Annotated in this window: 13 protein-coding genes and 2 pseudogenes; 3 read left to right on the top strand and 12 right to left on the bottom strand. The window is 55.3% G+C overall.

The annotated features are described in order from the left end of the window. Position 1: 1 nt before the first annotated feature. The 8 genes and pseudogenes from hflC to ACTQ52_RS05660 all read right to left on the bottom strand — a co-directional run bounded on the left by hflC (position 2) and on the right by ACTQ52_RS05660 (position 9,319). Positions 2-934, bottom strand: coding sequence for a protease modulator HflC (gene hflC / locus ACTQ52_RS05695; protein ID WP_410043848.1), 933 nt, complete (start codon positions 932-934; stop codon positions 2-4). Then, a complete protein-coding gene (gene hflK / locus ACTQ52_RS05690; protein WP_441982029.1) occupies positions 924-1,892 on the bottom strand; it encodes an FtsH protease activity modulator HflK in 969 nt (322 codons plus the stop codon). The genes hflC and hflK overlap by 11 nt, the downstream gene beginning before the upstream one ends. 394 nt (positions 1,893-2,286) lie before the next feature. Beyond that, entirely contained in the window at positions 2,287-3,876 is a 1,590-nt protein-coding gene (locus tag ACTQ52_RS05685; protein ID WP_441982028.1) for a UDP-glucose--hexose-1-phosphate uridylyltransferase, read from the bottom strand. A 220-nt stretch (positions 3,877-4,096) separates the two neighbouring features. Then, positions 4,097-5,113, bottom strand: coding sequence for a UDP-glucose 4-epimerase GalE (gene galE, locus ACTQ52_RS05680; RefSeq protein WP_410043845.1), 1,017 nt, complete (start codon positions 5,111-5,113; stop codon positions 4,097-4,099). 19 nt (positions 5,114-5,132) lie between these two features. Next, the gene (locus tag ACTQ52_RS05675) at positions 5,133-6,341 is read right to left on the bottom strand and encodes a galactokinase (RefSeq protein WP_410043844.1); all 1,209 of its coding nucleotides are present in this window, start codon (positions 6,339-6,341) and stop codon (positions 5,133-5,135) included. 324 nt (positions 6,342-6,665) lie between these two features. Beyond that, positions 6,666-7,235: pseudogene (locus tag ACTQ52_RS05670) on the bottom strand (threonine/serine exporter family protein); the annotation flags it as partial. 302 nt (positions 7,236-7,537) lie between these two features. Then, entirely contained in the window at positions 7,538-8,485 is a 948-nt protein-coding gene (locus ACTQ52_RS05665; protein ID WP_441227162.1) for an AEC family transporter, read from the bottom strand. A gap of 30 nt (positions 8,486-8,515) precedes the next feature. Continuing rightward, positions 8,516-9,319, bottom strand: a complete 804-nt coding sequence (locus ACTQ52_RS05660) for a sce7726 family protein (RefSeq protein ID WP_441982027.1) — start codon at positions 9,317-9,319, stop codon at positions 8,516-8,518. A 321-nt stretch (positions 9,320-9,640) separates the two neighbouring features. Here ACTQ52_RS05660 and ACTQ52_RS05655 point away from each other — a divergent pair, with 321 nt between their 5' ends. Next, positions 9,641-11,515 carry an SGNH/GDSL hydrolase family protein gene (locus ACTQ52_RS05655; RefSeq protein WP_441982026.1) on the top strand — a complete coding sequence of 625 codons (1,875 nt, stop codon included), beginning with the start codon at positions 9,641-9,643 and terminating at the stop codon, positions 11,513-11,515. 212 nt (positions 11,516-11,727) lie between these two features. Here ACTQ52_RS05655 and ACTQ52_RS05650 read toward each other — a convergent pair whose 3' ends face one another. Together ACTQ52_RS05650 and ACTQ52_RS05645 are read right to left on the bottom strand one after the other, a co-directional pair. Continuing rightward, positions 11,728-12,075: a PD-(D/E)XK nuclease domain-containing protein gene (locus ACTQ52_RS05650; RefSeq protein WP_441982065.1), complete on the bottom strand. Its 348-nt coding sequence runs from the start codon at positions 12,073-12,075 to the stop codon at positions 11,728-11,730. Between the two features lie 648 nt (positions 12,076-12,723). Further along, positions 12,724-13,056: pseudogene (locus ACTQ52_RS05645) on the bottom strand (AAA family ATPase); the annotation flags it as partial. A gap of 1,119 nt (positions 13,057-14,175) precedes the next feature. On the opposite strand from ACTQ52_RS05645, the gene ACTQ52_RS05640 reads away from it, so the two are divergent. Both ACTQ52_RS05640 and ACTQ52_RS05635 read left to right on the top strand, forming a co-directional pair. Continuing rightward, on the top strand, positions 14,176-14,367 hold the full coding sequence (locus ACTQ52_RS05640; protein ID WP_410043839.1) for a hypothetical protein: 192 nt from the start codon (positions 14,176-14,178) through the stop codon (positions 14,365-14,367). 129 nt (positions 14,368-14,496) lie between these two features. Further along, positions 14,497-15,180, top strand: a complete 684-nt coding sequence (locus ACTQ52_RS05635; protein WP_441982025.1) for a hypothetical protein — start codon at positions 14,497-14,499, stop codon at positions 15,178-15,180. Positions 15,181-15,232: 52 nt separating this feature from the next. Here the strand turns inward: ACTQ52_RS05635 and ACTQ52_RS05630 are convergent, their stop codons facing one another. Beyond that, on the bottom strand, positions 15,233-17,317 hold the full coding sequence (locus tag ACTQ52_RS05630) for a hypothetical protein (protein ID WP_441982024.1): 2,085 nt from the start codon (positions 17,315-17,317) through the stop codon (positions 15,233-15,235). 8 nt (positions 17,318-17,325) lie between these two features. Continuing rightward, positions 17,326-18,255: an AAA family ATPase gene (locus ACTQ52_RS05625; protein WP_410043836.1), complete on the bottom strand. Its 930-nt coding sequence runs from the start codon at positions 18,253-18,255 to the stop codon at positions 17,326-17,328. Positions 18,256-18,263: the final 8 nt, after the last annotated feature.

Raw genomic sequence — 18,263 nt, 5'->3', positions numbered from 1 at the left:
CTCAGTGGATATCCCCATACAGGATTCTGGCGAGCTCCGAGTCTTTGTCGAGGATGATGGTCTTGTCTCCGCTTCCGCTCAGGGATTTCTTCATGGCTTCGACGGAGCGGATATAGTTATAGAAGGAGGCTTTTTCCTCGGTATTATAGGCGTCCGCGAGGATCTCCATGTACTTCGCCTCGCCTTCACCGGACAGCTCCGCGGCCTGCTTTTCAGCTTCCGCCTTCCGGATGGAAACCTCCTTATCGGTCTCGTTCCGGATCTTCTGAGCCCTGGCGGCACCTTCCGCAGTATAGGATGCCGCGATGTTTTCACGCTCCGAAATCATGCGCTGATAAACGGCATCCTTGTTATCATCCGGCAGATCGAGGGCCTTGATCTCCGCCTTCGTGATCACGATCCCGTATCCGCCGATATCGGAATTCGCCTCCGCGGTGATCATATCGGTCAGCTTATCGCCGCGCGCAGCGATGATATCATCCTGACTCATCGAGGAAATGATATTCTTGGTGGCGTTGTATACGGCCACGCCGACACGATCCTCTGCCCCACTCGTCGACCCGTTCAGGGTCTGCATGAACTTCGTCGGATCCGTGATCTTCCAGACGATGTAGTTATCTGCGATCATCGACTTTTTATCCTTCGTGATGACATCCGACGGCTTCACATCATAGAGCTGCATCGCCTTCGTCACGAAACGGATGTTGTCGGCCACCGGCATCTTCGTATATAAGCCCGCTGCATCCTTGACATCCACGATCTTTCCGAAGCGCGTCACGACTGCGTACTGATTTTCAGACACCGAATAGAATACCCCTCGGGAAAGCAGCGGCAGGACGACCAGGAAAACCGCGCAGGCCACGAGGATGGTGACGACACTTTTCACCGCCTTCTTTACCCGCTCGAGCGCTTCCTTCTTCTCATTATTTTCCATTCTCGTCACCTCCATCTGCGGCCTCGACCGAGACATCCGCGAAGCTCTCCAGCGGCAGCATCGTCTGGGTACTGCCATCACTGATGATCACCTTCAGCTCCGGCAGCACATCCTCCATCGCCTCATAGAAAATACGCTTCTTCGTGATCAGCGGATTCAGCTTATACTGATCGTACATCGCGTTAAAACGGGCGACCTGTCCGCTGGCTTCCGCGATACGCGCCTCCTTCTCTGCTTCTGCCTTCTGGACAATGCTGTCGGCCGTCGCGTCTGCGGCTGGGATCTGCTCAGACTTATACTGCTTCGCTTTGTTGATCGTGGTATCCGCTTCCTGCTTCGCCGTCTCGACGGACTTGAATGCCGCAACGACATCCGAAGTCGGCGGCTCCACATCCTGAATCGACAGATTTACGATCTGAATCCCGATATCCGCTTCCTCCAGCGATTTCGTCAGCTGATCCCGCACCTCCGCCTGAATCTTCGACTTCTCCGTCGTCATGACATCATCGACCGTGAAATCCGACACCGTCGAACGGATCGCCGCCGCGGCCATGTTCGAGATGAAACGAACCGGCTCGTTCGAATTATAGAGATACTTCACCGGATCCGACACCTTATACTCGAGATAAAAATCCGTGTTGACCAGATTAAAATCCGAGGTGATGGTCAGCGAATCACTCGTCGTTTCATAGTCCGGATTCTCACCATTCCGCTCGTTCGTGATCGTGTAGCCGATCGGCATACCATAGGTCGTCGTGTCCACCTTCTGCACCTGGTCGATAAACGGGATCTTAAAGTACATACCAGCGGTTTTGATGTCATTAACCTTCCCAAACCGCGTCACGACCGCCTGCTCCTGCTCGGACACCCGGTAAAACGACTGCAGCGCACAACACGCCGCACCCACACATAGAAACATCGGAATCGCTCTCAGGATTCCCTTTTTTCCTTCCTTCATACGCTTCCATCTCCTGTATTTTCTGTAAACATGACCATTTTTCTATAAGCATGACCAGTACAACAAATGTTCAGTCATTTCATATTATCAAGGAAACTGCCGCTTCTCGTCAATCACTGATTTCAACAGCAGACAGAAAACGGCAAAAGTCTCGTAGCGATAAATACACGAAAGCCTGGAGGACCGGCAACAGAAGCCATACGTAGAGTTCGAGTAGAATCAAAATTGTCCCCCTTAGAACCAGTTGGAGTAATTTTCCTTAGCACTCTCTGCAACACTGAGTTTTCATAAAGAAAACTCAGTCGTTTGCAGAGAGCCTACTGGTTCTTAGGGGGACAATTTTAGATTCTTCCGAACTCGAAGTACTGTGCTTCTGTTACCGGCCCTCCGGGTTTTAAATCGTCGCAACAAAGCGGTCGAACGCGGCCTGGCCTTCCGGCGTGCGCTTGTAGACGCCGGCGTCCTCGAGCACCTGCATGAAGACGATACCGATCTCATCACGGAGGATACCCTCGAGGTTCTCCTCAGTGAGCTGCACGCCCTGTGCCGCGTACTTCGCGCGGAACTCGTCGACCCAGTCGGCGTGCTTCGCGAGCGCTTCATCGGCACGAAGATCCTTTCCAGCGAGGATCGCTGCGCGAAGATCCGCCATCTCGCCCTTCAGACGGCTCGGCAGTACCGCAAGACCCATCACCTCGATGAGGCCGATGTTCTCCTTCTTGATATGATGGAGCTTCGCATGCGGATGAAATACACCGAGCGGATGCTCCTCTGTCGTGATGTTGTTCCGGAGCACGAGATCCAGCTGGAACTGATCCCCCACCTTGCGCGCGATCGGCGTGATCGTCGAGTGCGGTGTGCCCTCGGTCTCCGCGAAGATGAACGCGCTCTCATCCGTGTAGCCTCTCCACTTTCTGAGGATACGATCCGCAAGCTCGGCGAGACGTGCCGTATCCGGACCACTGAGACGGATGACACTCATCGGCCACTTCACGATGCCCGCCTCGACATCCTCGAAGCCCGGAACCGTAAATGTCCGCTCCACCGGCGCCTTCGCCATCGCGAAGGTATAGTGACCACCCTGGAAGTGCTCATGTGCGAGGATGGAGCCACCCACGATCGGAAGGTCTGCATTGGACCCGACGAAATAGTGCGGGAACTGAGCGACGAAATCAAACAGCTTCAGAAACGCCGCCTTATCAATCTTCATCGGCGTGTGCGCCGCGTTCAGCACGATGCAGTGCTCGTTGTAGTACACGTATGGCGAATACTGGAAGCCCCACTCCGCGCCCTGAATCTCGATCGGGATGATACGATGATTCTCACGCGCCGGATAGTCCACACGACCACTGTAGCCCTCGCACTCATGACAGAGCTGGCACTTCGGATAGCCCGTCTGCTTCGCCTTGCCCGCCGCCGCGATGGCCTTCGGATCCTTCTCCGGCTTCGACAGATTGATCGTGATATCGAGATCACCGTACTCCGTATGCGTCTGCCACTTCACATCCTTCTTCACACGGTAACGACGGATGTAGTCCGTATCCCGCGAGAAGGTGTAGTACCAGTCGGTCGCCTCCTTCGGACTCTCCTCATAGAGACTCGCAAATCTCGCCTGCACCTCCGACGGACGCGGGGTCAGCGCACCCATCAGACGCGTATCAAACAGATCACGATAAACCACCGAATCACCGCCCGTGAGCCCGTGCTCCACCGCATAATCATCCAGCGCTGCCAGTACATTCTCCAGGTACGTACCATCGGACACCATCCCCAGCGCATTCACCTTCTGATCCTCGCTCGCCTCCGTCTCATCGAAGGCAATGCTGTCGGCCTCCGCGATCACATCCTCCCTGGTCGCCGTCACCTCCGTGATGCCCAGCTCCAGCGTCACCGTATTCAGCGCCCAGATGATATCCGCCTCCTCAATCAGCCCCGTCTTCAACGCATACGCCACCAGATCCTTTACAGCCATCTGAATGTCCATAGTTCTATCTCCTTACATAAATCATTTCATAACGTAAACAGGCTATTGCCGAAAGCCGGTATCGGGCAGTCTTGCGCATTCAAAGAACAGGTTCTGAAGGGATGTACACGATGGACGGACAGGTGCTTTCCCTGTCCGATCCACGTGCACATCCCGAGGGTTCTGTCCTTTGAACTAAGTGGGACGCCCGATATCGGTTTCGGCAATAGCCTCAAAGTATTTAAGAATTATATCCGTTCGGATTCTTCTGCTGCCAGTTCCAGGAATCGCGGCACATATCCTCGAGGTCGAACTCCGCGGTCCAGCCGAGCTCCTTCTCTGCCTTCGCAGGGCTCGAGTAGCAGGTCGCGATGTCGCCCGGACGACGCTCCCGAATCACATACGGAAGCTCCTTGCCGCAGGCCTTCTCAAACGCATGGATGACATCCAGTACCGAGTAGCCATGACCGGTACCCAGATTGCAGATGAATACACCATCCTTCTTTGCGAAACGCTCGATGGCCTTTACATGACCACGTGCGAGATCCACGACGTGGATATAATCACGAACGCCTGTACCATCCGGTGTATCATAATCGTTGCCGAAGACATTAATCTCCGGAAGCTTGCCGATCGCCACCTGTGCCACGTACGGAAGCAGGTTGTTTGGGATGCCCTTCGGATCCTCACCGATCAGACCGGACTTGTGCGCACCGATCGGGTTGAAGTAACGAAGCAGGATAACATTCCACTCCGGATCTGCGGTATGAATATCCGTCAGAATCTGCTCCTGCATCCACTTGGTCCAGCCATACGGATTTGTGCAAGTGCCCTTCGGGCAGTTCTCCGTGATCGGAATCTCCGCCGGATCGCCGTACACTGTCGCAGAGCTCGAGAAAATGATATTCTTGCAGCCATGCGCACGCATCTCGTCGGTCAGATTCAGCGTGGAACCGATATTTGTGCGATAATACTCGATCGGCTTGTGCACAGACTCACCGACGGCCTTCAGACCTGCGAAGTGAATGACCGCATCGATCTTATTCTCATCGAAGACTCGCTTCACTGCTGCACGATCCATCATATCATCCGGATAAAACTTCACCTTCTTACCGGTGATCTCCTCGATCCGGTCCACGGCCTTCTGATTTGAATTATACAGATTGTCGATGATCACAACATCATAGCCTGCGTTCAGAAGCTCCACACATGTATGGCTTCCGATATATCCAGCACCACCTGTTACAAGAATAGTCATAATATTTCCTCCTCTAAAATTAAATAATGGAAGGGCCATCGCCGATGCTGACCACGTAGAAGGTGCAGTCATAGCCGATGCGCTTCTTATACGCCTCGCCGACCTGCTTCTCGAAGGTCTCGATGGCGTCGTCCTTTACGATGGAGACGGTGCAGCCGCCGAAGCCGCCGCCGGTCATACGAGAGCCGATGACACCCGGTACCTTCCATGCCTCCTCGACGAGGACGTCAAGCTCCTCGCAGCTGACCTCGAAGTCATCACGAAGAGAGACATGGGATGCGTTCATGAGCTTTCCGAACGCCTCGATGTTCCCGGCCTTGAGATCTGCCACAGCCTCGATAGCACGGTTGTTTTCATAAACCGCATGCATCGCACGCTTCTGGACGATCGGATCCGTGAGGGCGGCCTTATGTGCCTCGAAGTCAGCATTGGACAGATCACCGAGGGTCTGGATACCGCACTCCTTCGCGAGGATCTCGCGTGCCTCCTCGCACTCACGACGGCGATCGTTGTAGGCGGAGCCGACGAGCTTATGCTTCTTATTGGTATTCGTCACGACGAGCTTCATGCCGTCCAGCACGACCGGTGCGTACTCATAGTTCAGCGTCGCGCAGTCGAGGAAGATGGCGTTATCCTTCTTACCCATCGCACTCGCGAACTGATCCATGATACCGCAGTTCATGCCGGCGTAGTTGTTCTCGGCGTCCTGACCGATCAGGGCGAGGTCCACATTTGTGACCTCTGTAAAGCCGAACAGATCACGGATGATAAAGCCGGTCAGCACCTCGAGGGAGGCACTGGAGCTGAGGCCCGAGCCGTTCGGGATGTTACCGTTGACCACGATGTCGAGGCCACTCTCGAGCTTGAAGCCACGCTTCTCAAACGCCCACATCACACCCATCGGGTAGGTGATCCAGCGCTCTTCCTTCAGTGGATTGAACTCGTCGAGGGAAGTCTCGATGACACCGTTGCTGCTCAGGTTCACGCTGTAGAAACGAAGCTTCCGATCCGCACGACGACGGGCGGCCGCATAGGTACCGATGGTCAGTGCGCACGGGAAAACGTGACCACCATTGTAGTCCGTATGCTCACCGATCAGATTGACACGGCCCGGTGCGAAGTAACACTTCACGCCATTCGTATCACCAAATTTCTCCTCAAATGCCTTCAGCGCATTCTCCTTGTACGAAAGATCCATCTTTTCCTCCTTGCCGCCGCGGTCGTCCATGGTACCGACTCCCGAAAAACACCGAAATCCCACGAAACATAGGCTTTCAGCACAAGGGCAGCTACGATATCCGCGCACGCGTGGTAAAATTTTAACACATACAGCTATCATTATAAAAAAGAGGTTTTTCACAGTCAACGCGAAAAACCTCTTTCAATCTGTAAAAATCTTAGGTGGGGAATCGTTCAGGCAGGGACCCGGCTTGATTTCAACGGTCTCTACGTATGGCCTCCGTTGCCGGCTCTCCGGGTCCCCTGCTGTCTGAACGGTTGCCGTTTACGTGCAGTAACGAAATGACTTATCGCTGAGAATCCTTGCGAAGATGAGCCCGAGCGGCACGAAGTCCAGCGGGCAGAGATGAAACAGGAGGGCCATGATCCAGGCCGACAGGGTCGCGACGAGAATGATGATGAGCGCGTAGCTCAGGCGCTCGAGGCCGCTCCGGAGATCGAGCTTCGCCGGACTATACAGCCCATGAATATGCTCGATGTCGTCAAGCGCTGCGTGAAGCTCTGCGCCGGTCATGAAGATGCCCCTCGTCGGGAAGTCCGCGACGAACTGTTCGAGACGGTTCAGCTTCGAGGTATTGACGCCGGTGTTCGTGAGGCAGAGCGACTGCGACACGCACTCCTCGCCATCGAAGCAGTTATACGTGAGTGACATGAGGCCAATGTCTACAGTGCAGGTCACCCCGAGCTCTCGTGACAGCGTGTTCATCGAGCTCCGCACCCGCCACGCTCCGGTGCCGCAGGACAGAAGCTCGAGGCCACAGCGGCCGATGATGGCCGACTTTTCGATCAGGCTTGCCTCCGTGATGGGGATATCCGCGTCATCCGCGGTGTACTCCATCCAGTGTACCTCCATGTGATTTCGTAAAGCAGCTTCCAGCTCCATGACAGAAGCACCTCTTTTCCCTCTATCCCTCTGCCATACGGCAGCCGATCTTCTCTTCTTCGATGGCCGACGGGGCCAGCGCAGATGATCCATGCTCCGCGGATGCAGCCACGGATGAAATCGTAGACATCATAAACACCTCTCATTCCGAGGCTTATTTTAGTCGCTTCACGTCATATGTAAACTGTATATTTGATATCATTCTTATGTCAATTTGACATACAGAAGCCGTTCAGGCATGGGACCCGGAGGGTCCCATGCCTGAACGATTACGGCTGGTTGTCGATGATGGTAAATCGTGTTCAGAACACTCCGGCGGCGTTCAGTGCGATGATCCAGAGGAAGATCGTGAACATGGAGCTCACGGTGCTGATCGCCAGCATTTCTCCGGCGAGCTCGCCGTCGCCGCCCATGCTCTGGCTCATAGGGAAGATGGCGTTCGCAAGCGGGGTCGCGTACAGCGAGAACAGGATGAAGAGCTCGATGCCGCGGAAGCCGAGGAGGTAGCAGATCGTCGTGACAATCGCCGGCAGGATGACGAGCTTCAGCACGGTGCAGATTGTGATGAGCTTTAGGTTCTTCCGGATGTCCGGCAGCACCAGCGTCGCGCCACAGATGAAGATCGCGAGCGGCGAGGTCATATCCGAAATCGACTTGATCGGCTTCAGGATGCAGGCCGGCAGTGAGATATGCAGCGCTCGGAACACGATCCCGGCGATGGCACCGATGATGAGCGGATTCGTGAGGATATTCCGGAGCATCTTCGCCGCACTCGTCTTCTCTCCCTCCGTCCGTCGGAAGTACTCGAGGATGAAGACCGCCGCGATGTTGTAGATCGGCACGCAGCACGCGATGACGATCGATGCGAGCGACCCTGCCTCTTCTCCGTACATGCTGACGGCGAGGGGTAGTGCAAACATCAGGGTGTTGGACCGCCAGGTGGCCTGGGCCACGACGCCTCGCTGCGGGTTTCCCTTCACGAACAGCGGTGTCAGCAGAACGGTGAGCAGGATCGCCGCAAGAAGGATCACGACCGCGGTCAGCGCCAGCTTTGTGTTCGTCTGAAAATCCGCCTTCGAATTATAAAGACTGTTAAACATCATGAGTGGAAAAAACGCCTTGAAGACGATCTGGTTCAGACGCTTATAGAAGGTCTCATCACCGAACCCCAGGTGACGGATCAGATATCCGTACGACATATAACAAATAAACGGTACGACGGCGTTCGCCGCCACGAAAAAGCTTTCCATACATTTCCCCTTTCCATTTCACTCATGCTGCTACGTAGATTTTTTACCGGTCTTCGGACTCTTCCGCCCCTTCACGACATGCTTCACATGAAGATTCGGCTTGCGGCGGCGAGCCGTACGCGTCGCACCGGCACGCTTCGGCTTTTCGTCGCTGGATGCTTCCGGTGACGGTGACGATGCTGCGTCGGAGGCGTTGGCCGGATGAAGCTTTGCGTGCAGCTGACGACGCCGGCGGCGCGGCTTCTTCCCCTCGCGCTCGACGCGGAATCGGTTGATTTCGTCGAAGATGCGGGTGTAGTCGCGCTCGAACAGCTCCTCCGACATCTCAAGGCGGAGCGTCTCATACGGCACACCCGCAAGGATCTTTCCGATCACGTCTTTCTTCGAGATGCGATCATACTTATGTTTCAGATGACGATACACGATGTGCTGCAGCTCCGGACGCCAGAGAAGGCTCAGCTTCCGCGCCGGATCGATCCCCGGATTCGGCTTCGGGCGGCGCAGCACATAGAAATCCGCGCTTCCCTCGACCTCCTCGACGGTGATGATGCCCCAGCTCGCCGGCACATGCTCCTCGACGTGCATCGCGTGGCGTGTGCCGACGACGATGATGTTCATGTCGAAGTAACGGTCGTAGTCCTCGACCTGCCCCGCGAGACGTGTGTAGGTATCGGCATCCGACTTGATCTCGATCCCCACGAAGCTGTCCGACGTCACCATGATGACATCCGCACGGCTCCCGCCCATATTCTTTTCCTCGATGATCCGGATGCGCCCGTAGCTCTCCTCCAGGAAAGCAAACAGCGGCTCACGGATGTCCCTGTCCTTTAACATAGTGCACCCATTTTCTACTCGTGAAATAGCTGACAGCCCTGCACCATACAGCGATTTCCACGGCGCGTTTTTCAGACGCATATCTTATTTAGAATATCTTTTCAACACGATGAAGTAATGTTCAGAATGTAAAACAATCAGGTATTATCATAGCACGCGCTCGGCCTGCCGTGAACGCTCAAGGGGATAACCCGCACGGTGACCGTTATCGTTTAAAACACAAAATCTTCAAATAAAATTAATTGTTTTTTCTATGATAAAAGGGTAATATGTAGCGGTATATCGAAAATGTGAAACCACTTCATAAGGAGAAGTACTATTATGGATTTTAAGGAATTTTTCGAGCAGAATAAGAAGGCCTGCATCGGCGGCCTGGCAGGTGCTGTCGTGATCCTCATGGGTATCGCGGTCGCAACCAGCCATACCGGTGGTGACAGCACAGTGGAGACCGCAGCCGCTTCCACCGAGGCAGCCGAGACGACCACCGTCGAGACCGCACCGGTCGAGGTTACCCGTGGCGATTTCTATGATAAGCTGAATTCCGGCAATGCAGTCAACGTACTCGTGCTCGGCGACGGCTTCGCATACGGCGACGGCGCGACGAACCTCGAGGACAGCTGGTCCGAGCAGCTCTCTCAGAAGCTCGGTGATGCATTTAAGTCAAACGTATTCGTAAACAACTACGCGCTCGCTGGTGACAACGGTGCCTACGCCGGCTTCGTCATCGCAAACGAGCTCACCACCGACGTCGAGTATGACGCCGCTGTGCTGAGCTTCGGAAGCTACGACGATCAGGACACCTTCCCGGCCTTCTACGAGGCCCTGATCCGCGCCCTGAATAAGAAGTTCCCGGGCATCGAGATCATCTCCCTCATCGAGCCGTCCAGCGTGACGAACCCGGACGGTCCTGCGGCGGCCAATGCAGACGCCATCAAGAACATCACCTCTCACTACCTCGGCGAGACCATCGACATCGCGAAGGGCTTCGAGGATGCCGGTAAGGATGTGAAGAAGACCGTCGCAAAGGATCAGATCAACCAGAACGACGAGGGCAACGACATCACTTCCGATGTCATCCTGTCCGCGATCCAGGCATCCGCTGCCGCTGGTGATCAGAAGGGTGAGACCCAGACCATCCAGCCGCTCGACGAGAAGATCTCCGAGCTGGAGAGCTTCGCTTATATCCCGGCAAGCAGCTTCGCAAAGCTGAACGACACCACCTACGAGATCCTCTCCGATTACGTAACCGACGCCGACGGCAACAAGCTTCAGGGCCTCCTCGGTCTCGACTACGATTATCTGACCGGTGACAATGACGTCTACGTGACCGTCGATGGTCAGCCGTTCGGTCGCCACACCGTAAAGTTCGACGGTGCCGAGTCCGAGCAGCACATCGTGCTCATCAACGATAACTTCACTTCCGCGGATCACGTCACCATCAAGTTCGCGACCAAGGAAGAAGCTGATACCTTCGCAGGTATGAGCATCTGTGGAAACATTGCCCTCCCGGAGAGCTTCGATAAGTTTGAAACCATGGCGGCAGACGACGAGCTGAGCGCCGAGGATCTCCTCGCAGCTGTTGAGGAGACCAACGCAGACGGTACCCCTGTTCTTCAGCAGGCTGGCGCTATGGAGGAGGGCGATATCGCGGTCGGCGGTCCTGGCTCCGGCGTCGTAGCGGAGGGTGGCGTACTCGCACCGCAGGAGTCTGTTCCAGAAACCACGAAGTACGAGACCACGAACCCGACCCGCTACAACAGTGAAGGTATCCTCGAGGAGAAGTATAACGGCGAGTGGTATGAGGTCGAGCTCGAACCTGTCACCGACGCAAACGCAGGCGTATACGCAGCCGGTGTCGATCATCCGGGTGCACAGCCAACTACCATCGTCGGCAAGAACGCAAAGCGTAAGTCAAAGGCTGCCGGTCCTGGTGGAGACACCGAGGAAACAACGGTAAGCAGTGCAGCCGTTGCCGCAGCCGCAAACGGCACCACCGCTACCCAGGCAGCCGCTGCTGCCGGTACCGAGACCGCTGCACAGACCACTGCAGCCGCAGCGGACGCTTCCAGCTTCGCAAACCCGGGTGCGCAGGTCAAGGCCGCTGGTGACTACAACATCAACGAAACCGATGCAAACGGCAAGGTAATCGCAAGCAAAGGTCGCCTCTCCATCAGCAGTGGCGACGATGACGAATAAGTCATAGAGCAGACATCGACTCCAGACGATCCTGATCGATCGAATGGATCACATACTAAAATAAGAACGCGGAGGACTCTCATCGGTTCTCCGCGTTGTTGTTTCTGTAGAATAGCTCAAATATGACAGCTACTCTTCTTCAAATGAAATGCACGCAAATACATATAAAAGTGTGATATTTCTCACACTTTTATTAATAATAATGTGATTTTTTATTTCTTCTTCACCATACACCGTTTCTTAAAAAACGAGATGCCGTAGCACAGGATTTCATCGTAGTCGTCCTCGTATTCCTTCGCGTACATGCGCTCATCGATCTGCTGCAGGGCGGCGTCGCACGCACGCTCGAGCTGGTCGAGGGACTTCGTGTATTTCGCTTCGAAGATCGCGACGCGGGCGTGGATGCCATCGTGCACGACCACGTCGCTGCGGCCCTCGCCATGTTCCTTATTCGAGTCGACCATATAGCCGGCGCCGGTGAAAATGCCGGCGAGGAACGCATGGTAGAAATCCTCGCGGTAATCATGGTAGCTGATGGTCCGGCGAAGCAGCGCATTCATCTCCTTCGTGATGGTCGCACTGTCGCCCTGCCACACGGCATCAAACAGCGCCGTCCGGTTCCACGTCTTCGCGCTGTCATCGAACCAGCGCATGACCGTCGTTTCGAAGATGTCACGGATCTCTGCATTCGGGATCATCAGGGCAATGCACCCCTTCGGAACCTCTCCCTCGATGTCTTCGGCACGTGCGACGGTCAGATAGCCACTGAGGTACAGCAGACTCCAGAGATTATCCTCCGAAGAATGGATGAGGTCATAGGTCAGGTTCTCATCCACACGCTGAACGATGACGCCGCCGGCCATCAGAGTCTCCAGCTTCTGCGTGATGTCGCTGCCTGCAACGTCGATGAAGGAACGGATGATCGCGTTATCACTGGTGTTTTTCCAGTAGCTCACCGGCTCTGCTTGCGGGTTCCGCTGCAGCTCCAGCATATAGTTCATCACATCCCACGGACAGTACACATCCGAATCCCCGAAGTGGTAGCCATCGTACCATCTCTTCACACGATCTGCCCGGTCGGAGACATTGGCATCCTCCAGGATGCGGTCGACTTCCTCCTGCAGGAAGCCGAAGTACTCGCCCAGACGGGCGTGCAGAACATACGCATGCTCCTGATACAGAAGTGCGATGTCATACAGAAGCTGACCATACGCATCCTGGAAGTTCAGGCCATCCACCTGCCGAAGCGTGATGAAGACCGTCGGATACCGGTTCATCCATGCAGCACACAGCGCAGGATACGATGCGATTTCGAGACCCTCAAACAGCGCCCGATGATCCTTCCGGATGTCGAAGAAAGCCTCCAGCATGCTCATACCCAGGGTCTTACCGAAACGACGCGGACGAGTGATGAGCATGACCATAGGTGTTCACTCTGTAAGAATCTCTTTGATCATCCCCGTTTTATCAACGTAGTAATATCCTTGACTTCGAATCTTCTCGAAATTCGAAGTACCAACCGGAAAATATAAATACTTCATGTTTTTTACATAACATACATTGTCATTCTACTTACGCTTTTCCCATCTGCTCCAGGCAACATTTTTCTTTTCCCTCCAGACGCTGTCGACACGTATTACCATCGTTTCCTATAACCCTCACCCATATGCCAGCGTCTCTTTTGGTTTGTTTGCCCACCCCATTCGACGTTCTTTTTCTATTTACTTATCGGACCCGCCCCCATGCAAACAAACAAAAATCGACGCCAATGCATCCTGACCGGAGTGAAATCGGATGAAAAACTTGTGATCGGAGTTTTAGAAAGGCGGCATGCGGATCACTGTCATAACGGTTTCCGAAGTTTTCACAAAAACCATTTATAGAATTCTTGCGCCATTAGTTTTTTTGATCTTTGTTACAAACAAGCGATTTTCGGGCTGAGAGCCATTAGATGATTTTCGCAAAGAAAGGATTTCAAAGAGCGATGCCATTATGTTTTCTGGAGTTTGTAACAAACAGGGCATTTTAAAGGTTCGTGCCATTAAGTGACTTTTACAAATCATTAATTTCAGTGATCTGTGACATTAGATTATTTCACAGAATAAGAAATATAAAACTCTGTGACATTAAGTATGCGGCGACGAGACTGGCTCAGCTGGTGGTTTGCAGTAGAAAATCAGAGAAGAGATAAAGTCACTGCTTTAAATATGGGCGGTTTTGCGTCAAAAATCGAGATTTTACTCAGTTAATGCTGGGCGAGAAAGACTGGACTTAATGTCACAGGCTCTTCAGGAGAAGAAAATGCGAAAAAGCCTAATGTCATACGAACGAGATAAAGCAAATTTGCGAAAAACCGAGGCCAGCCAGAAGTTTGAGGGCTCCTCATGAGCCAGGGGGTGGGACCGAAACGTACAAACATCCACGGATTTCATGGGTGGGCGAATGAGGAGCAGACTCAAACTTCCCAAGGGGAGCCGTGGGTGTCTGAACTGTTACACATAAGCAAGGGTTGGGTCACTCAAAAAATATGCTTGGCGGTGTCTCACGCCCGCTCGCTAACGCCTTGACCTTCATGCTAATATAAATCACAATATAAGCACGAAAGCTTGGTATAATATGGAGCGATGAATGTGTGACGATATATGGAGGTATTATTATAAATGCAATTAACACCAGTACAGGTTAGAGATTCGTTGATGGAGGAGCTAAATGATGCTCGTCTGCTCGCTGTTGCCTCTGAACGTATGGCGCACTTCGATCCTGCCTCTTTGATTTCCGAAGAAGAAATGAACCGGCGCCTCGGTATTTCCGACAACGATCTCACGGGTTTTGACGAGGTGGATATCGAATGAAGCATTCAGATTTAGAATTATGCAAAAATAAAAATAATTCCTGTGACTCATCCTTCTCTTCTTCGGTGATTAAGGATGTAAGGAACAGAAAACAGGATATCCGATTCAAAAACGAAAGGAAATAATACTATGAGAAAGAATATGATCAACAGCAGCATGAAGAGCATCCTCCTCGCGGGGATCCTGATCGCGACGGTCGCGACGACGGCGTGTGCGGGTGTGAAGGCGCAGGGCGTGACACCGAAGACCATCGAGACAGAAACCAGCGGTCCATCCGTACCGACCGCGGATATGAATCAGGAAGCAGCGAAGCCGGAGGCAGGCATGGCGTTCGATGACGCATACACGAAAACCGACGCAAATCAGGAGGCGGGCATGGCGCTCGATGGCGCATATACCAGCGCTGACGCGTCGGATCTTCAGATCAACTACTACGATACCGAGGAGGCGGGTGGCATCATGACCCTGGAAGCCGCGAACCACTGGGCGCGCTTCGATTTCTTCTCGAATCCGACGATCGGCGAGGACTGGAGCTACACCATGGATAACAACATCCTCGATGTCGAGAAGACCTACACAGCGAAGGATCCGTCCGATACCATGAATATCAATGATGGCACCACCCGTTTCATGCTCACCCCGAACGCACTCGGCACCGTGACCGTCACCTTCAACTACGGTAAGGCCGGCGCAGAGCCGGATGACACCATGATCTACACCTTCGTGGTCGATGATGATCTCCGCATCACCCTCGTGAAGGCCGAGAACCCGCACGGCGATAAGAGCATGATCGTGCGTCCGGTAGTGAAGTAAACAAAAAAGCGATGACTCTCCTTTTGAGTCATCGCTTTTTTGTTTACCTGTTTTACAGTTCTTCGACGGCCTTCGTGAAGATCTCGCCGGCGGCGCGGGCGAGCTGGCTGATGTCGTGGATCCGAACCTGATGATGGCCATACATGAGGCTGAGGTTCCCGAGGTTTTCTGTTCGTCCGAGGAAAAGTCCGTACACGAGGATGCCTTGGGCGCGCATCTCCGCGATGGCGTCGGCGGCGTCATCGACCGCCGGGCGGCCTTCATAGGCACTGCCGAAGGGGTACTTCTCACAAGCGGAAAGGCGCGTCGAGTCATCCGGGCTCGCATCCGTCAGGACGATCAGGATGTGTTTTCGGTCACCGGGGCTCCCGCCGGCAGCCATGCCGGGTTTCAGTGCAGACGGCCCGCCAGCACCGGGCATGCTGTGATTTCGCACACCTCCATGCTCCGTTGACATGGTGGCTTTCTGTGCTTCCAGGCGTCGATCAGCTGCCGGCATGCCCGTGCTTCGTGCTTCAGAAACAGCGAGGTTTCGCCGGCTTCCGTGCAGGAGCTCCTCCGCGGCGAGGCGCAGGCCGAGGCCGTCGCGGTTCCAGCCGGCGGCATAGAAATGAAAGAGGTGCGCGCAGTCCCGCTCGGAGAAGTCCTTCATCTTCTCAAGAACAGTGTAGCCGCGGAGCGAGCGGAAATTCCAGACAGCGGCCGGCATGTGGCAGTTTTTCAGCGCTTCCGCGAGGATCCAGGCCTCGGCAGCGAGCTGCTCCTGCATCTGCATGCGGGAAGCGCTGGCGTCGAGCAGCAGCGTCACATCGAGCGGCATCTCCCGCTCCGGGCGCTGCTTTTCGAAGACATCCGGGTCATGCACGACCGGCATGCGCCAGGCGCGCACCGGATCGAGGCGGCCCACAGGGGCATGCACTGCGACGTTCTCCCGAAGATCCGACAGCGTGAGCTCGAGGCGCGCCGAAAGGCGTCGCACGAGCGAGCGCGCAAGCTCTCCCTCCGACTCGAAGAAGCGCCGGTTCGCGAGCGCCTGCTGCGCACTGTCCTGCCGCACCTTCGCCGTTTCAGAGTCGAAAAAGCCGCCACGTGGCGCTACCGCGTCTGCCTGGACGTCTTTCCCCGAAACTGCGCTCGTTCCATCTGCTGCGCCCGAATTCGTCCGGGTGATGTCTTTCATCCCAGCTTCTGCGTTCTGTTGCATCCGGGTGATGCCCTTCATCTGTGCACCAGATTTCTCGCGCAACCAAGCCCGACCATCCGAAGAGCCCATACCGAACTTCCCATCCGTCACATACACGTGGCAGCCGCGGTGCCCGCCGACGCAGAGCCGCGCCTCGAGCTGCTGCAGATCCTCGTCCGTATACAGCGAGCGTCCGAAGCAAGCTGTGATGTAGGCGCGCTCACCCGTCGCCCCCGCGCCGCCGTGCTTGCCATCCGAAGCCACTGGCGTCCCGGCGGAGGCATTGGCCGCGTACGTGTTTTTCATCATCAGCGTATCGGTGTGCTGGTGCTCGGTCCTGAAAACGTGCTGCAGGATCCAGGCCTCCACCGTGTTCAGGCGAATGTGCACGGGCTTCACTTCCGCCTCTCCGCGGTAGGCGAAGAAGCGCGTGAGGATCGCGCGAAGGGTGGCGGCCACCTCGTCCGAACTGAGATCCGGGTCGAGCTCGAGGGCAGCGGCGAGTGCCCTGCGGTCGGGCGCATAGACCCGCGTTTTCCGGCCGAGCACGCGGCTCCAGCGAATCGTCTGCTGGTCGAGGAGACGCTTGTTTTCCGCCATCCACTGCTGGCGATTCAGGTTCTGAAGGCGTGCAAAATACGCCTCGGCATGCTGCGCACGAAGCGTCTCCAGTGCGGGACGGGACGGCAGCTCACGCGCATAGACGTAGGACTCGATGCCGAGCCAGAGGGTGTCACTGAGGATTGCCGCACGCCGGCTCCGGGACACTTCCTCGAGCAGCGCCTCCGTCGGACGGTCGAGCCACTTATGCGCGAGCCCGATGACGAGGTTCATGTAGAGGTCCGCGCTGCCATCCTCCGTAAACGACAGAAAATCCGGCGTGAAGGCATAGTCTCCCGCTGCCGTCCACACCAGATTTTCCGCTCTTTTCCGCTCGTCTTCTGTTCCAGCCATACCTCACCTCAGTCAAATACTTCTCTCCCGCCGCGGTCCGGGATCCGTGCAGTGATCACGTCGCGGATCAGCTGCTGCTCATGTGGGTCGAAGCACTTGTTGACGATGCCCATGTCGAGGGCCGTGCGGATCGAGATACCGAACTGCATGAGGCCGATCGCATCCTGCAGGCCGCGCAGGTCCACCGCCCGCTCCGAAATCTCCGCGTGCTCCGCCTTGTCATTCAGCTCATAAAAGAGCTTCACAAACTGGTCACGCCAGCTCTTCCGGATCGTCAGGAAGCGACCCTCGAGCACACGGCAGAGGTTCTCCTCCGAGATGATCGGCATCGCGATGACGAGAAAACGCGACGCCAGCGCCTCATTGAGCTCGCGCGTGCCTTCGTAGCCGTAGTTCATCGTCGCGATGAAACGTGTCGCCGGATGCAGCTGCAGCCGCTCATAGCCCGGCACATCGATGACCCGCCGGTGATCCAGCACACTGTGCAGCACCGCCAGCGCCTCGTTCTTCGCCATGTTGATCTCGTCGAGCACCGCGAAGCCGCCGTATTTACCCGCGAGGTAGACCGGCCCCGGTTTGAACACGACCCGACTTCCATCGAAGCTGTCCGCCCCGATCATCGACGCCGCATCCATCCCCACATGGAAGGACACATCCCACACCGGGCGCTCAAACAGCGCCGCCAGATTCTCGCAGAGGATGTTCTTGCCCGTCGCCTTCGGCCCCGACAGCAACAGATTTCGCCCGCTGAGAAGCGCCGCGATCGCCGCCTCCCAGATTTCCCTGCCATAATACGGACACTCCGGCGTCGGGATTCTCGCCACCAACTCCTGTGTTAATACGGATGCATCGGAAGCATACGCCTGCGCCTTATTCAGAAGATCCGAATCCACGCCATCCTTCTGAAGTAATTGAATTAAATTCTCTTTCACTTTCATATTCACAT

This window comes from Oribacterium sp. Sow4_G1_1 (assembly GCF_052116105.1).
Taxonomy (GTDB): Bacteria; Bacillota; Clostridia; order Lachnospirales; family Lachnospiraceae; genus Oribacterium.
The sequence above is the reverse complement of the archived record's forward strand: the minus strand, read 5'-3'. Positions and strand labels throughout refer to the sequence as shown.

Coding starts and splice junctions, on each gene's coding strand:
- hflC (WP_410043848.1), bottom strand. CDS start 934: ATGGAAAATAATGAGAAGAAGGAAGCGCTCGAGCGGGTAAAGAAGGCG.
- ACTQ52_RS05665 (WP_441227162.1), bottom strand. CDS start 8,485: ATGGAAAGCTTTTTCGTGGCGGCGAACGCCGTCGTACCGTTTATTTGT.
- ACTQ52_RS05685 (WP_441982028.1), bottom strand. CDS start 3,876: ATGGACATTCAGATGGCTGTAAAGGATCTGGTGGCGTATGCGTTGAAG.
- ACTQ52_RS05660 (WP_441982027.1), bottom strand. CDS start 9,319: ATGTTAAAGGACAGGGACATCCGTGAGCCGCTGTTTGCTTTCCTGGAG.
- hflK (WP_441982029.1), bottom strand. CDS start 1,892: ATGAAGGAAGGAAAAAAGGGAATCCTGAGAGCGATTCCGATGTTTCTA.
- ACTQ52_RS05655 (WP_441982026.1), top strand. CDS start 9,641: ATGGATTTTAAGGAATTTTTCGAGCAGAATAAGAAGGCCTGCATCGGC.
- ACTQ52_RS05635 (WP_441982025.1), top strand. CDS start 14,497: ATGAGAAAGAATATGATCAACAGCAGCATGAAGAGCATCCTCCTCGCG.
- ACTQ52_RS05650 (WP_441982065.1), bottom strand. CDS start 12,075: ATGAATGCGCTGCTTCGCCGGACCATCAGCTACCATGATTACCGCGAG.
- ACTQ52_RS05630 (WP_441982024.1), bottom strand. CDS start 17,317: ATGGCTGGAACAGAAGACGAGCGGAAAAGAGCGGAAAATCTGGTGTGG.
- galE (WP_410043845.1), bottom strand. CDS start 5,113: ATGACTATTCTTGTAACAGGTGGTGCTGGATATATCGGAAGCCATACA.
- ACTQ52_RS05675 (WP_410043844.1), bottom strand. CDS start 6,341: ATGGACGACCGCGGCGGCAAGGAGGAAAAGATGGATCTTTCGTACAAG.
- ACTQ52_RS05625 (WP_410043836.1), bottom strand. CDS start 18,255: ATGAAAGTGAAAGAGAATTTAATTCAATTACTTCAGAAGGATGGCGTG.
- ACTQ52_RS05640 (WP_410043839.1), top strand. CDS start 14,176: ATGCAATTAACACCAGTACAGGTTAGAGATTCGTTGATGGAGGAGCTA.